Consider the following 13,149-nt stretch of genomic DNA (forward strand, 5'->3'; position numbering starts at 1 on the left):
TCAAACTCCTCAAGCAGCGCCCGCAAGTTTAGCCGCTTCGGCGAGATCCACCTGCACCAGGCGCGACACGCCTGCTTCGCGCATGGTCACGCCGCACAGCTGCGTGGCCGCCTCCATGGTGGCCTTGTTATGGCTGACAAAGATGAACTGCACCTTTTCGCTCATCTCCTTCACCATGCTGGAGAAGCGGCCGACGTTGGCCTCGTCGAGCGGCGCGTCCACCTCGTCGAGCAGGCAGAACGGCGCCGGGTTCAGGCCGAAGATGGCGAACACCAGCGATACCGCGGTCAAGGCTTTTTCGCCGCCGGACAGCAAGGTGATATTGGACACGCGCTTGCCCGGTGGGCGCGCCATGATCGCCACGCCGGTATCGAGCAGGTCGTCGCCGGTCAGTTCGAGATAGGCGTGGCCGCCGCCGAACAGGCGCGGGAACAATTCCTGCACACCGGCATTCACGCGGTCGAAGGTTTCCTTGAAGCGCTGGCGCGTTTCGCGATCGATCTTCTTGATCGCCGCTTCCAGCGTCTCCATGGCGCTCACCAGGTCGGCGAGCTGGTTGTCGAGATAGGTCTTGCGCTCGCTCTGCTCGGCATGTTCCTGGATCGCGGCGAGATTCACCGGTTCCAGGCGCACGATCTTCTGGCCGATCTCGACCAGTTGCGTGCGCCACTGGCTGGCGTCAGCATCTTCCGCCAGCTCAGCCAGCAAGGGCTCGAGCTCCAGGCCGGAGGCCGTGATCGCTTCGGCCAATTGCTCGGCGCGCAACTGCAGTGCCTGTGCGGCAAGGCGCTTCTGCGAGAGTTTCTCGCGCAGTCCGTTGAGGCCATGTTCGATGCGCTGACGCTCCTGCTCCAGCCGGCGGAACTCGGCGTCGCAATCTTCCAGCGCACGGCGCGCCTCGACCAGCTGCTTGTCGACCAACAGGCGCTGATCCAGATAGGTCTGGCGCTCGGCTTCCAGCTCGGCGATGGGGTCGGAACCGGCGGCGAGCTGTTCGGCGATTTCGCTACGGCGCGCCTCGATCTGGCGCAGCTGCGTATCCATGCGCGACAGCGCCTGTTCCAGCGAGGCCAGCGACGAACGCTTCGACTCCAGCGCCAGCGCCAGCGCATGCGACTGGTCGGCCGCCTCGCGCGCGTTCATGCGCGCTTCCTCGCGCGACTCGAGCAGGGCGCGGCGTTCGTTTTCCAGCTCGCGGCGCTGGTCTTCCAGGTCGCCCATGTGGCCGACCGATTCGTCCAGGCGCGCACGCGCGTCGCGGGTCTGCGCCTGCAGCTCGTCCAGCTGGCTGATCAGGTCCGACAGTTCGCCGGCCACTTTCTCGGCGCGGGCACGCGCGGTTTCCATCTTGCCGCGATGGCTTTGCAGTTGGCCGGCCAGTTCGGACTGGCGGCGGTGCGCGTTGTACAGCTCGCGCTGCGCATCGTCACGGGAGCGCTCGGCTTCGAACTTGCGCGTGCGCAGGTCATCGAGCGTGTTGGTGGCCTCTTCGATGCGCTCTTCCAGCGCCATGATCTGCTCGGCCAGCGTACGCATCTCACGCTCGCGCGCCAGCACGCCGACCTGGTTGCCCTGCGCTCGGCGTACGCGCGCCCAGCCAGGGCCTAGCCATTCGCCGTTGCGCGTCATCACCGACTGGTACGGCGCCAAGGCGGAAAGCTGGGCCACGCGCTCATGCGCGTGTTCGATCGAGTCGGCGGTCAGCACGTGACTGAGGATGGACACGGCAGCCGCCGGGCCACGCACATGCGCCGCCAGCGTGCCTGCGGTATTGGCGCCGCCTTCGACCGCATTGACCAGGGCGACGTCGGCGTTTTCCAGCGAACCAAACTCGGACGCCAGCGTGTGCGACTCGTCCACCAGCACGCTGTCGAGGAATCCGGCCAAGGCGGTTTCGACGGCGGTTTCCCAGCCCGCCTCGACCTGCAGCGATTCACCTAGTCGACGCGACTTGTCGAGTCCGAGGCGTGCCAACCAACCGCTGGCGGCACTTTCCTCCTGGCCCAGGGCGGCGTGCTGCAAGGCTTCCAGCGACGACTGACGTCCGCGAGCGGATTGCAGCTGCTGGCGCGCCTCGTTGAGCGCGGACTGTACCTGGCGCTCTTCGTCCAGCACCTTCTCGTAGCCGGTCTTGTGCTGGTCGAGCAGGCTGCCCAACGACTCCACCCGCTCGTGTTGCGTTTCGTGCTCGAGCTGCAGCTGCTCGGCGGCAGCATCCAGCGCCGCCACATCGGTGGCTTTCTGCTCGGCTTCCAGCGCCTCGCGCCGACGCGACAGGTCGACCGCCTGGCGGTCGAGGTAGTTGAGCTTGGTGCGCTCCACCTCAGCGGCGCGGCTGGACTCACCCGCGGTACGCGTATGCGAGTCCCAGCGCTGCTGCCAGTCGGCCAACTTGGTTTCGGTGTCGCGCAGCGAGTCAGCGGTGTCGTCCTGCATCTGCTGCAGGGCTTCCAATCGCGGCTCACCCTCGGCCAGCGCCATGCGCAGCGTTTCCACCTGAGTGCGATCATTGGCGATGTGCTCGGCCAGTTCGGCGTATTCGCGCTCCGTCTCGCCCTGCGAACGCAACAGGCGATCGGCCGTCTCGCGGTTGTAGCGCACCTGCTGTTCGACGCGGGCGATCTCGGCGCCGACCTTGTACACCTCGGCCTGCACCGCATTCAGGTGTTCGGAAGCGCCGCTGTGGCGCTCGCGCACGCTTTCCAACTGGGCTTCGACATGGCGCTGGCCAGCCAGCTGGCGCTCGATCTCGATCTCCGCGGCAGACAGGCCCGCGCCTTCGCCATCGTGCTGGCCCTTGAGCCCCCGATATTCGAGTGCACGCAGTTCGGCTTCCTTGCGCGTCTGCTCGTCCTTCAGGGCTTTCCAGCGCTCGGCGGCGCGGGCCTGACGATTGAGGTGTTCGAGCTGCTTGTCCACCTCGTCGCGCACGTCGCGCACGCGGTCGAGGTTCTCGCGCGTGGCCTTGATGCGGCTCTCGGTTTCCTTGCGGCGCTCCTTGTACTTGGAGATGCCGGCCGCCTCTTCCAGATGCGTGCGCAGCTCGTCGGGCGCCGCCTCGACGATCTGGCTGATCATGCCCTGCTCGATGATCGAATAGCTGCGCGGACCCAGGCCGGTACCGAGGAACAAATCCGTGATGTCACGGCGACGGCAGCGCGCGCCATTGAGGAAGTACGCCGACTGACCGTCGCGGGTGACCTGGCGCTTCACCGAGATCTCGGCGTACTGGCCGTACTCGCCCTGGATGGTGCCGTCGGCGTTGTCGAAGATCAGCTCGACCGTCGCCTGACCCACGGGCTTGCGCGCGTTGGAGCCGGAGAAGATCACGTCGGTGAGCGAGTCGCCACGCAGGCGGCTGGCGGCACTTTCGCCCATCACCCAGCGGATGGCATCGATGATGTTGGACTTACCGCAGCCATTAGGCCCCACCACGCCGGTCATATTGGTTGGCAGGTGCAGCGTGGTCGGGTCCACAAAGGACTTGAAACCGGCGAGTTTGATCGTGGTCAGGCGCATTCGGGCATCAACGCTGGGTGAGATGCCCGAGGCTTCCGGGCGATGGGGCACTGTGCCAAACGCAGGCCGTAGTCGCAATGCGTTTCGGCGGGATGTTTCACTTTAGCATTGATGGCTATATCAATGTTATATAACGATTTACCGCCGACCGCTCAACTCGTCATTCCGGCGAAAGTCAGAATCCAGTGACTTTCGCGGGCATCGGGCGCCCAAGGCGCTGGATCCCAGCTTGCGCTGGGATGACGGCCAGGTGGGGTTGGGGTTATTCCCCGGGTGCCTTGGCGTCGATGGATAGCGCGTGGATACCGTTATCCATCAGCCCTTCCAGCGCCGCATAAACCAGGCGATGGCGCTTGATCGACAGCTGCCCGGCAAACGCCGCGCTGACGACGCGCACGTGGAAGTGCCCCTTGCCCGCATTGGCATGACCCGCGTGCTTATGCCCCTCGTCCAGCACGTCCAGCGCCAGCGGATCGAGCGCCTGCTGCAGGCGCTCGCGGATCTGCTCGACCATCGGCGCGCTCATGCCCGCGGCAGCGCCTGGATAAACGGCTTCACGCTGACGCTGGCGTAGACGCCGGCGTCGACATAGGGATCGACCCTGGCCCAGGCTTCCGCTTCGGCCTGCGACGGGAAATCCGCCAGGATCAGGCTGCCGGTAAAGCCTGCCGGGCCCGGATCCTGCGCATCGATGGCTGGAAACGGACCGGCGACGAGCAAGCGCCCTTCGTCCAGCAACTGCTGCAGTCGGCCGACATGCGCCGGCCGAGCCGACTTACGTTTATCAAGAGAATCAGGCACATCCGTGCCAATGATGGCAAACCACATGAATCAGGCCTCCGGACGCATATAGGGGAACAGCAAGACGTCGCGGATCGACGACGCGTTGGTCAGCAGCATCACCAGGCGATCGATGCCGATGCCGAGGCCGCCGGTCGGCGGTAGGCCCACTTCCAGTGCGCGGATGTAGTCCGCATCGAAGTGCATCGCCTCGTCGTCGCCGGAGGCCTTGGCGTCCACCTGAGCCTGGAAGCGCGCGGCCTGGTCTTCCGGGTCGTTCAACTCGGAAAAACCGTTCGCCAGCTCCTTGGCGTTGACGAACAGCTCGAAGCGGTCGGTGATGCCAGGCTTGGTATCGCTTTCGCGCGCCAGCGGCGACACCTCCACCGGATGGTCGGTGATGAAGGTCGGCTGGATCAGCGTGTGCTCCACCGTCTTCTCGAAGATCTCGAGCACCAAGCGACCCCAGCCGAACTCGCCCTTGAGCGGAATGCCCAGGCGCTTGCAGTGGGCCACCAGCGCATCACGATCGCGGAGGTCTTCGCGGCGGATTTCCGGATTCAGCTCCAGCACGGCGTCTTCCATGCTCCAGCGGCGGAACGCCGGGCCGACGTCGATCTCGGTGCCGTCCCAGGTGAGCTTGGTGGTGCCGATCACCGCCTTGGCCGACTCACGGATCACCGCTTCGGTGAGGTCCATGATCTCGGTGTGGGTGGCGTAGGCCTGGTACAGCTCCAGCATGGTGAATTCAGGGTTGTGCCGGGTGGACACGCCCTCGTTGCGGAAGTTGCGGTTGATCTCGTACACGCGATCAAAACCACCGACCACCAGGCGCTTGAGGTACAGCTCCGGTGCCACGCGCAAGTACAGGTCCATGTCCAAGGCGTTGTGATGGGTGACGAACGGACGCGCAGTGGCTCCACCCGGGATCAGGTGCATCATCGGCGTTTCCACTTCCATGAAGCGGCGCGGCTCGGACTCGAGCCACTGGCGCATAAAGCCGATGATCTTCGAGCGTTGGGCAAACGTACGGCGTGCTTCTTCGGTGACGATCAGGTCGACATAGCGCTGGCGATAACGCTGTTCCACGTCGGCCAGGCCGTGGCGCTTGTCCGGCAGCGGACGCAGGCTCTTGGTGAGCAGGCGTAGCACATCAACCTTCACCGACAACTCGCCGGTCTTGGTGCGCATAAGCACGCCTTCGGCGCCGACGATGTCGCCCAGGTCCCAGCCCTTGAAAGCCTTGAAGGTGTCCTCACCCACCGTGCCCTGGTGGATGAATAGCTGGATGCGGCCGCTGAAGTCCTGCATCTGCACGAACGCGACCTTGCCCTGGTCGCGCTTGAGCATGATGCGGCCGGCCACTTTCACGCGCCGCGCGGCGCCCTCGATGGCCTCGGCCGTCCATTGCTCGACATCGGCGAATTCGGCCTGCAGGTCGCCCGCAAACGCATCGACCTTGAAGTCATTCGGAAACGCCACGCCCTGCCCCCGCAACGCCTTCAGTTTCTCGCGGCGCTCGGCGATCAGCTTGTTTTCGTCGATGGGCTGGATATCGGTCGGTTCAGTCATGAGGTTTCCGTAGCTGCCGGCGCCCGCGCCGTTCGGCGGACGCATCTCTAGTTGTCATCCAATCAGCGGACGGGCGGGACAGTGCTTTCCCGCGACGCCGACTGTCAATCGCCCTTGCCGAACACGTGTTTCACTGCGTGTTTGGTGGCCTCCCAGCCTTCTTTCGCGCCATGCCCGATGCCTTGGCCTGCTTCTTTCGCGCCGTGGCCGACCGAAATGGCTGCGCTCTTGGTCGCGTGCCCGATATCGCGGGCGCCGTCGCCAATGTCCTTGCCGGCCGCCTTGGCATCTTGCTTGATACCCTGACCGGAGGAGGACGACGTGCTTTCCTGCTGCGCGCCGGCCACGTCGCTGCATGCCGCCAGGGCGGCCCACACGACCAGAATGGGGAAAGTCTTCGTTCTGTTCATGCAGGCAACACCTCGGTCGTCGTGCAGATTCGATGGCTCGCGATCAGGCATCCACGCGCTTGGCGCCCGCATCCAGGCCCGACTTCAAGCTCGCCTCAATGAATTCATCCAGGTCGCCATCAAGCACCTTCTGCGTATCGGAGCGTTCGATACCAGTGCGCAGGTCCTTGATACGGCTCTGGTCGAGCACGTAGTTGCGGATCTGGCTGCCCCAGCCGATGTCCGACTTGCTCGCTTCCAGCGCGTCCTTCTCGGCATTGCGCTTTTGCAGTTCCAGCTCGTACAGCTTGGCCGCGAGCATCTTCATGGCGTGATCGCGGTTGGCGTGCTGGCTGCGCTGGGTCTGGCAAGCCACCACCGTATTAGTCGGGATATGCGTGATACGCACGGCCGACTCGGTCTTGTTGACGTGCTGGCCACCGGCGCCGGAGGAACGGTACACATCGGTGCGCAGGTCGGCCGGGTTGATATCGATATCGATATCGTCATCCACTTCCGGCGACACGAACACCGAGGTGAAGCTGGTGTGGCGGCGATTATCCGAATCGAACGGGCTCTTGCGCACCAGGCGATGCACGCCGATCTCGGTCTTCAGCCAGCCATACGCGTAGTCGCCTTCCACCCGGAAGGTGGCGGACTTGATACCGGCCACTTCGCCACCGCTGACTTCCATCAACTCGGTCTTCCAGCCGCGCGATTCGCACCAGCGCAGATACATGCGCAGCAATATTTCGGCCCAGTCCTGCGCTTCGGTGCCACCGGCGCCGGCCTGGATGTCCACGAATGCGTTGTTGGCGTCCATCTTGCCGGAGAACATCCGCTGGAATTCCAGCTTGCTCACCTTGGCGTCGAGGCCCCGCAGGTCCGCGACCACCGAGTTGACGGTGTCTTCGTCGTTATCGGCAGCGGCCATTTCCAGCAACTCGCTGGCGTCGATCAAGCCTGCGGTCATCGTATCGATGCCGCTGACGACGGTTTCCAGGCGGGCGCGTTCGCGACCCAGTTCCTGGGCGCGCGGAGGATCGTCCCACACGGTGGGGCTTTCCAGTTCGCGGCTTACTTCTTCGAGACGCTCACGCTTGGTGGCGTAGTCAAAGATACCCCCTAAGCGACTCGACGCGGCCCTTGAGGTCCGCAATCTGCGCAAGGATCGGATTGGTTTCGATCATTTGGGTTGAGGTTCCGTATCAGCAGCCGTTTAGGATAACAGAGGACTCCGATTTGCCGGTAAGGCGCCACGCCTCAGGCGCCGCGTGACTCGTGCGTGCCCGTCCCCGGCCCCTGCCAGCCCGGTAGCGAGGGAACGGCACGGGTGCCAACCAGGCTGCCCTGAGCGAGCTGCCCGTCCATCGATCCCCTGGCAAATTCACAAAAAAAAGTCGCTGGACAGGTAAGTCTCAGACACGGTTGGTACCGGACGGCAACGCTTGACGCTGCCAGCCCCGATGACGCGCCTCTTTGCCCGGACCCATGCCCGCATGAACGAGCGATTTCAGTCCCTGGTCTATGGCGTGGTGCTCGCGTTGGCCGTGGGATGGGTGCTGCACGTCGGCAAGAAAATCTTCGAACCGGTGGTCCTGAGCATCCTGGTGGTCTACGTGATCGTCGGCCTGACGCGCCTGCTCTACCGCATCCCAGTGCTCGGCCCGCGCTTACCCATGAAAGTGCATTACGCGCTATCGATCCTGGTGATTGCACTGGCCTTGATGGCCATGGCGTCCCTGATCATGACCAACCTCACGCGGGTGGCGACCTTGGCCCCGCAATACCAGGCCACCTTGCTGAACATGATCCAGAAAGGCGCCGCGAGATTTGGCTTCGAGTCCGAACCCACCTGGGCCACGCTGCGCCGTGACCTGCTCGGCCAGGTCAATATGCAACGCCTGATCGGCTCTACCGTGATGTCCATCACCTCGATTGCCGCGAGCCTGATCGTGGTCTTCCTGTATGTCGCGTTTCTTCTGGTCGAACAGCGCAGCCTGCCCAACAAACTGGCCCATATTTCAGATGAGCCACGCAACGTGGCGCAATTGCAGAAGATCATTGTTCACATCAACCAGCGCGTGGGCACCTATCTGGCGCTCAAGACCCTGCTCAGCTTACTGACCGGCCTGGTCAGCTGGGCCGTGATGGCCTTCTTTGGACTGGAATTTGCCGCGTTCTGGGCGGTACTGATCACGCTGCTGAACTACGTACCGTATATCGGCTCGTTCCTCAGCGTGTTCTTCCCGATGGCCTTTGCCATTGTCCAGTATGGCGACACGGACACCGTGCTGATGCTGGTGATTGCGCTCTCCGTGCCACAGTTCTTCATCGGCAACTTCCTCGACCCGTACCTGATGGGAAACTCGTTGAACCTCAGTCCGTTCGCCATCCTGATCAGCCTGACCGTATGGAGCGCGCTATGGGGCATCCCCGGCGCGTTTCTTGCCGTACCGATCACGGCTTGCTTGACGATGGTGTTCTCGGAATTCCCCGGCACGCGTCCCATTGCTGTGTTGCTCTCCCGTAGTGGTGATCTCGAAGAGAATTGATCGAGCCTTTTGCCCACTCTCTGCTTCGGAAAGATGGTCGGGCTGAGACGGTTGCTGCTACCGTCGCGCCTATGACTAACGCACTTTTCTCCTTCGGCACGCTCCAGCTCCCGCGCGTGCAGCAATCTTTATTCGGCCGCGAGGTTCCCATGGCCACTGACAGTCTCGCCGGCTACGCCGTGTGTGAAGTGCGGATCACCGATCCCGCGGTCATCGCGGCCAGTGGCAGTGACGTGCACCCCGGCCTCGTGGCCACGGCCAACGCAGCAGACGCCGTCCCCGGCCGCGTTCTTGAGCTCAATGACGACGAACTCGCCGCCGCGGATCGATACGAGCAGGCCGCCTACGCCCGTGCAGGGGTCGTGCTGGTGTCGGGACGGCATGCTTTCGTGTATCTGCCCAGAGCCTGAGCTCAGAGGCCGCTACACCAACGCCTGCTGATGCACCCCGCGCACCGCACGCCCTGACGGATCAGCCGCCCCCGCAAACGCCGGATCCCATGCCAAGGCCGCGGGTGAGGAACACGCGATGGACTTGCCGCCCGGCACCGTCGCCGCGCACGCCTGCCCCGGATAGAAGCGTTCGAAGATGCGCCGGTACAGATAGGCCTCCTTGGTGGCGGGCGTGTTGTGCGGGAAGCGTGTAGCCGCCGCCGCGAACTCTCGATCGCTCACCGCCTGTTCGGCATGCGCCTTCAGGCCATCGATCCAGCCGTAGCCGACGCCATCACTGAACTGCTCCTTCTGGCGCCACAGAATCTCGTCCGGCAACGCACCCTGGAACGCCTCGCGCAATACCGCTTTCTCGATGCGCCCCTTGCCTGCCATCTTGTGACTCGCATCCATGCCCATGGCCAGGTCGAGAAACTCCAGATCCAGGAACGGCACGCGCGCCTCCACACCCCAGGCCATCATCGACTTGTTCGCACGCAGGCAATCGTAACTGTGCAACGCATCGAGCTTGCGCACGGTTTCCTCGTGAAAGGCCTCGGCCGACGGCGCCTTGTGGAAATAAAGATAACCGCCAAAGATCTCGTCCGAACCTTCGCCCGACAGCACCATCTTTACGCCCATCGCCTTGATCCTGCGTGCAAGCAAGTACATCGGTGTGGAGGCGCGAATGGTGGTGACGTCATACGTTTCGATATGGCGGATCACTTCGGGCAACGCATCCAGCCCTTCCCAGAACGTATAGATGAAGCCGTGATGCACGGTGCCAAGCGCATTGGCAGCAACTTGTGCAGCGGCAAGATCAGGCGAGCCCTCCAATCCGATCGCGAAGGAATGCAGTCGCGGCCACCAGGCCTCAGCGCGGTCGTCATCCTCGACGCGGTGACGCGCGAAGCGCGCGGCGCAGGCCGCGACCAGGGAGGAATCCAGTCCACCGGAGAGCAGGACGCCGTAGGGCACATCCGTCATCAGCTGGCGATGCACGGCCTGCTCGAACGCCTCGCGCAAGTCATCTGCCGAAACATCGTGGCCTTTCGTGTGGGTGTAATCGCGCCAGGGCTTCTGGTAGTAGCGGCGCAGCTCGCCATCGGTGCTGTCATAGACATGGCCCGGTGGAAATGGCGCCACGTCGGTGCAAATGCTGGCTAGCGCCTTCATCTCCGATGCTACGCAAAGCCGCCCCTCGCCATCGTGCCCCCAATACAACGGGCAGACACCGATGGGATCGCGGGCGATCACATAGCGGGCTGCCTCGCTATCCCACAATGCAAAAGCAAAGATGCCGTTGAGTTTGGACACCCATGCAGCTGGGTCAATCGGTTCGCGATACAGCGCATTGATCACCTCGCAGTCCGAACCCGTGGTGAAGTCATAGCCGCTGGCGGCGCGCAGATCGCGGTGGTTGTAGATCTCGCCGTTCACGGCCAATGCCAGCGCACCATCGCGTGATCGTAGCGGCTGCGCGCCGCTGGCCGGATCGACGATGGCCAGGCGTTCATGCACCAGGATCACGCCGGCGTCGACGAACACGCCGCTCCAGTCCGGCCCACGATGGCGCTGGCGCTGGGAGAGTTCCAGCGCCTGCTGGCGCAGTGCTGCCAGGTCATCGCCTGGTTGCAGGTCGAACATGCCGAAGATCGAACACATGACACAGGTCCCTTGGTTGGTTTTTCGTGTGGCGGAAAAACAAAAAGGCCCGCTGGGAGCGGGCCTTTTTGCGTGAATGCTTGCAGTTTCTGCTTACACGCCGGCCCACCCGTCGATGCGGGTATTGTTATTGGCGTTGTTATTCAGCGCGCACGCATGAGTACGTGCCGTCGCGGAAGCGGCGGTCGCGGTCATGGAAACAAAATGGGCGCGAATGCAGGACATGGCGTGGACTTCAACACAAGCGCCGGCCGCTGACAAGCACCCTGCAAACAGTTTCATTTGTTCTCTTCTTCCGTCACGGGCTTCGGCTCCCGGATCCAGTCGATCGCGAGCACCAGCTCGGCATTGCTGAATAGGCGGAACTCGGCGGGTACTACAAAACCCATGGCGGTCGCCGCAATGCGCAGCCATGCCACGTCGGTCACCAGCGCCACGCGATCCCAGCCGCTGAAATGCCGGAAGCCGAGCATCATGTCGTCCCACATCGCGCCCGGATCGAACCCGGTGAAATCCGGGCCGACGTGATAGAGCAGACGCAACTTGCGATTCAAGGCAAACGCCGCCTCGATGTCCGGCACCAGTACCCGCTCGTAGTCAGCGGCCGTAACCTGTCCGCTGGCGCGGAATCCCAGTGTGCCCGGCGGTAAGCCCTGAATCTGTTCGATCATGGTGGGTGTCCCTGTGGATGAGTCATTTGTATCGCAAAACGCATGTTATAGACACGTCATCGGCCACGCACGCGCCATCACTTGTGTGGCTGCACCGAACCCAGCGGCACGGGCGTCATGGCATCGGCGATGTCCACCCATCCACCGCCCATCGCCTGATAAACGTTCACCACCTGCGTGTAGCGTTGCGCGCTGAGGCTCGCGAGCGACAGTTCGGCGGCGAACAAGTCATTTTCGGAGACCAGCACGTCGATATAACCGATCAGGCCGTTTTCGAACTTGAGGCGCGAAAGCCGCGCATATTCGCGCAACGAATCCACCCGCTGCTGCTGCAAGACCACCTGCTCGATGGTCTTCTGCGAGCCAATCAACGCATTGTTGGTATCACCAAACGCATTCAGTACGGTCTGTTGGTAAAACAGCTGGGCCTGTTGCTTCTGCGCTTCGGCAGATCGCACCTGCCCGCGAATCGCTCCTGAGGTAAAGATAGGCCCGGTCAGCCCTGCCCCCACCGACCACGCCTGGGCCGGGCCGGTCAGGAAGTCGCTGAAGGCCGTGCTGATCGACCCGAGCACGCCGGTCAACGAGATGTTGGGATAGTAGAGCGCGCGCGTGGCGCCGACATTCGCATTGGCGGCCACCAGATTCTGCTCGGCCTGCAGGATATCCGGACGCCGTTCAAGCACCGTCGAAGGTATATCCGCCGGGATCACCGGCAGCATCAGTTGGTCGATCGACTTGCCGCGCGGAATCGGGCCCGGATTGTGCCCCATCAGGACCGAGATGCCGTTTTCCAGGATGGCGATCTGCTGATCGATGGCCGGTATCGCCGTCTGTGCCAGCTTGAACTGCGAACGCACTTGCGACACTTCGGTTTCGGAGACCAGGCCTGATTTGTAACGCAACTCGAAGATGCGCATGGTCTCGCCGAAGTTGGCCGCCGTCGCCACGGCAATCTCGCGCTGCCGATCCAACCCACGCAAGGTGATGTAGCTGTTGGCTACTCCCGCCACCAGCGAAAGCACGACGCCTCGCTGGGCCTGTTCGCTTGCATATACCTGGGCCTGCGCGGCCTCGTTGAGACGGCGGACGCGGCCGAACAGATCGATTTGCCAGGCCGCAGCCAACGTTCCTTGATAGAGATTGAACTCCGGATTGACGCCGGACGGGAGCGGCGGCTGCCCGACCTGGCTGGCGCGGCTCCGGCTGATATCGGCACCGTAGCCGATCTGCGGCAACGCCTGCGCACGCGATGAGCGCAGCAGGCCAATGAACTGATCGACTCGCGCCGCCGCAACGCGCACATCCAGGTTATCGCGCAGCGCCGTTTCGATGAGTTCATTCAATACCGGATCGCCAAACTGCTCCCACCATTTCGTGTTGACGACTTCCTCGGCCTTGGGCAGGTCGATGCGCCAAGCCTCCGGCGTCTGCACAGTGGGGCGCTCGTAATTCGGCCCGACCATGATGCAGCCGGCAACGCAGACCGAGACGGCGGCAAGCATCATCAATGTCAACCTTCTCATGGCGTATTCCCCGTTGAAATAAACAGACCGGGACCGACTCA

The 13,149-nt window shown here is 63.3% G+C and carries 12 protein-coding genes; 2 read left to right on the forward strand and 10 right to left on the reverse strand.

Annotated features, from left to right (window positions below; translation table 11 throughout):
* Nucleotides 1-9: 9 nt before the first annotated feature.
* The 6 genes from smc to prfB all read right to left on the reverse strand — a co-directional run bounded on the left by smc (nucleotide 10) and on the right by prfB (nucleotide 7,450).
* Nucleotides 10-3,519 carry a chromosome segregation protein SMC gene (smc, locus tag OUZ30_RS10625; protein WP_266182271.1) on the reverse strand — a complete coding sequence of 1,170 codons (3,510 nt, stop codon included), beginning with the start codon at nucleotides 3,517-3,519 and terminating at the stop codon, nucleotides 10-12.
* A 262-nt stretch (nucleotides 3,520-3,781) separates the two neighbouring features.
* A complete protein-coding gene (locus OUZ30_RS10630; RefSeq protein ID WP_266182273.1) occupies nucleotides 3,782-4,045 on the reverse strand; it encodes a BolA family protein in 264 nt (87 codons plus the stop codon).
* Complete coding sequence (locus tag OUZ30_RS10635; protein ID WP_266182275.1) at nucleotides 4,042-4,347, reverse strand: YciI family protein; 306 nt, start codon at nucleotides 4,345-4,347, stop codon at nucleotides 4,042-4,044. Before OUZ30_RS10635 ends, OUZ30_RS10630 begins: the two co-directional genes overlap by 4 nt.
* Nucleotides 4,348-4,350: 3 nt before the next feature.
* Nucleotides 4,351-5,871, reverse strand: coding sequence for a lysine--tRNA ligase (gene lysS / locus OUZ30_RS10640; RefSeq protein ID WP_266182277.1), 1,521 nt, complete (start codon nucleotides 5,869-5,871; stop codon nucleotides 4,351-4,353).
* A gap of 104 nt (nucleotides 5,872-5,975) precedes the next feature.
* Nucleotides 5,976-6,332 carry a hypothetical protein gene (locus OUZ30_RS10645; RefSeq protein WP_266182279.1) on the reverse strand — a complete coding sequence of 119 codons (357 nt, stop codon included), beginning with the start codon at nucleotides 6,330-6,332 and terminating at the stop codon, nucleotides 5,976-5,978.
* A protein-coding gene (prfB, locus tag OUZ30_RS10650; protein WP_266182281.1) for a peptide chain release factor 2 occupies nucleotides 6,325-7,450 on the reverse strand; the annotation gives its coding sequence in 2 pieces (ribosomal slippage) (nucleotides 6,325-7,374 and nucleotides 7,376-7,450; 1,125 coding nt in all). The genes OUZ30_RS10645 and prfB overlap by 8 nt, the downstream gene beginning before the upstream one ends.
* Nucleotides 7,451-7,759: 309 nt before the next feature.
* On the opposite strand from prfB, the gene OUZ30_RS10655 reads away from it, so the two are divergent.
* Together OUZ30_RS10655 and OUZ30_RS10660 are read left to right on the forward strand one after the other, a co-directional pair.
* Nucleotides 7,760-8,815: an AI-2E family transporter gene (locus OUZ30_RS10655; RefSeq protein WP_266182283.1), complete on the forward strand. Its 1,056-nt coding sequence runs from the start codon at nucleotides 7,760-7,762 to the stop codon at nucleotides 8,813-8,815.
* A 71-nt stretch (nucleotides 8,816-8,886) separates the two neighbouring features.
* Nucleotides 8,887-9,225: a gamma-glutamylcyclotransferase family protein gene (locus tag OUZ30_RS10660; RefSeq protein ID WP_266182285.1), complete on the forward strand. Its 339-nt coding sequence runs from the start codon at nucleotides 8,887-8,889 to the stop codon at nucleotides 9,223-9,225.
* Nucleotides 9,226-9,237: 12 nt separating this feature from the next.
* Here the strand turns inward: OUZ30_RS10660 and asnB are convergent, their stop codons facing one another.
* The 4 genes from asnB to OUZ30_RS10680 all read right to left on the reverse strand — a co-directional run bounded on the left by asnB (nucleotide 9,238) and on the right by OUZ30_RS10680 (nucleotide 13,108).
* The gene (gene asnB / locus OUZ30_RS10665) at nucleotides 9,238-10,911 is read right to left on the reverse strand and encodes an asparagine synthase B (protein WP_266182287.1); all 1,674 of its coding nucleotides are present in this window, start codon (nucleotides 10,909-10,911) and stop codon (nucleotides 9,238-9,240) included.
* Between the two features lie 93 nt (nucleotides 10,912-11,004).
* Nucleotides 11,005-11,193, reverse strand: coding sequence for a hypothetical protein (locus OUZ30_RS10670; protein ID WP_266182289.1), 189 nt, complete (start codon nucleotides 11,191-11,193; stop codon nucleotides 11,005-11,007).
* Complete coding sequence (locus OUZ30_RS10675; RefSeq protein WP_266182291.1) at nucleotides 11,190-11,582, reverse strand: SpoIIAA family protein; 393 nt, start codon at nucleotides 11,580-11,582, stop codon at nucleotides 11,190-11,192. Before OUZ30_RS10675 ends, OUZ30_RS10670 begins: the two co-directional genes overlap by 4 nt.
* Before the next feature lie 77 nt (nucleotides 11,583-11,659).
* Nucleotides 11,660-13,108, reverse strand: coding sequence for an efflux transporter outer membrane subunit (locus OUZ30_RS10680; protein ID WP_266182293.1), 1,449 nt, complete (start codon nucleotides 13,106-13,108; stop codon nucleotides 11,660-11,662).
* Nucleotides 13,109-13,149 lie beyond the last annotated feature (41 nt).

It is taken from the genome of Dyella humicola, assembly GCF_026283945.1.
In the GTDB taxonomy this organism is placed as follows: Bacteria; Pseudomonadota; Gammaproteobacteria; order Xanthomonadales; family Rhodanobacteraceae; genus Dyella; species Dyella humicola.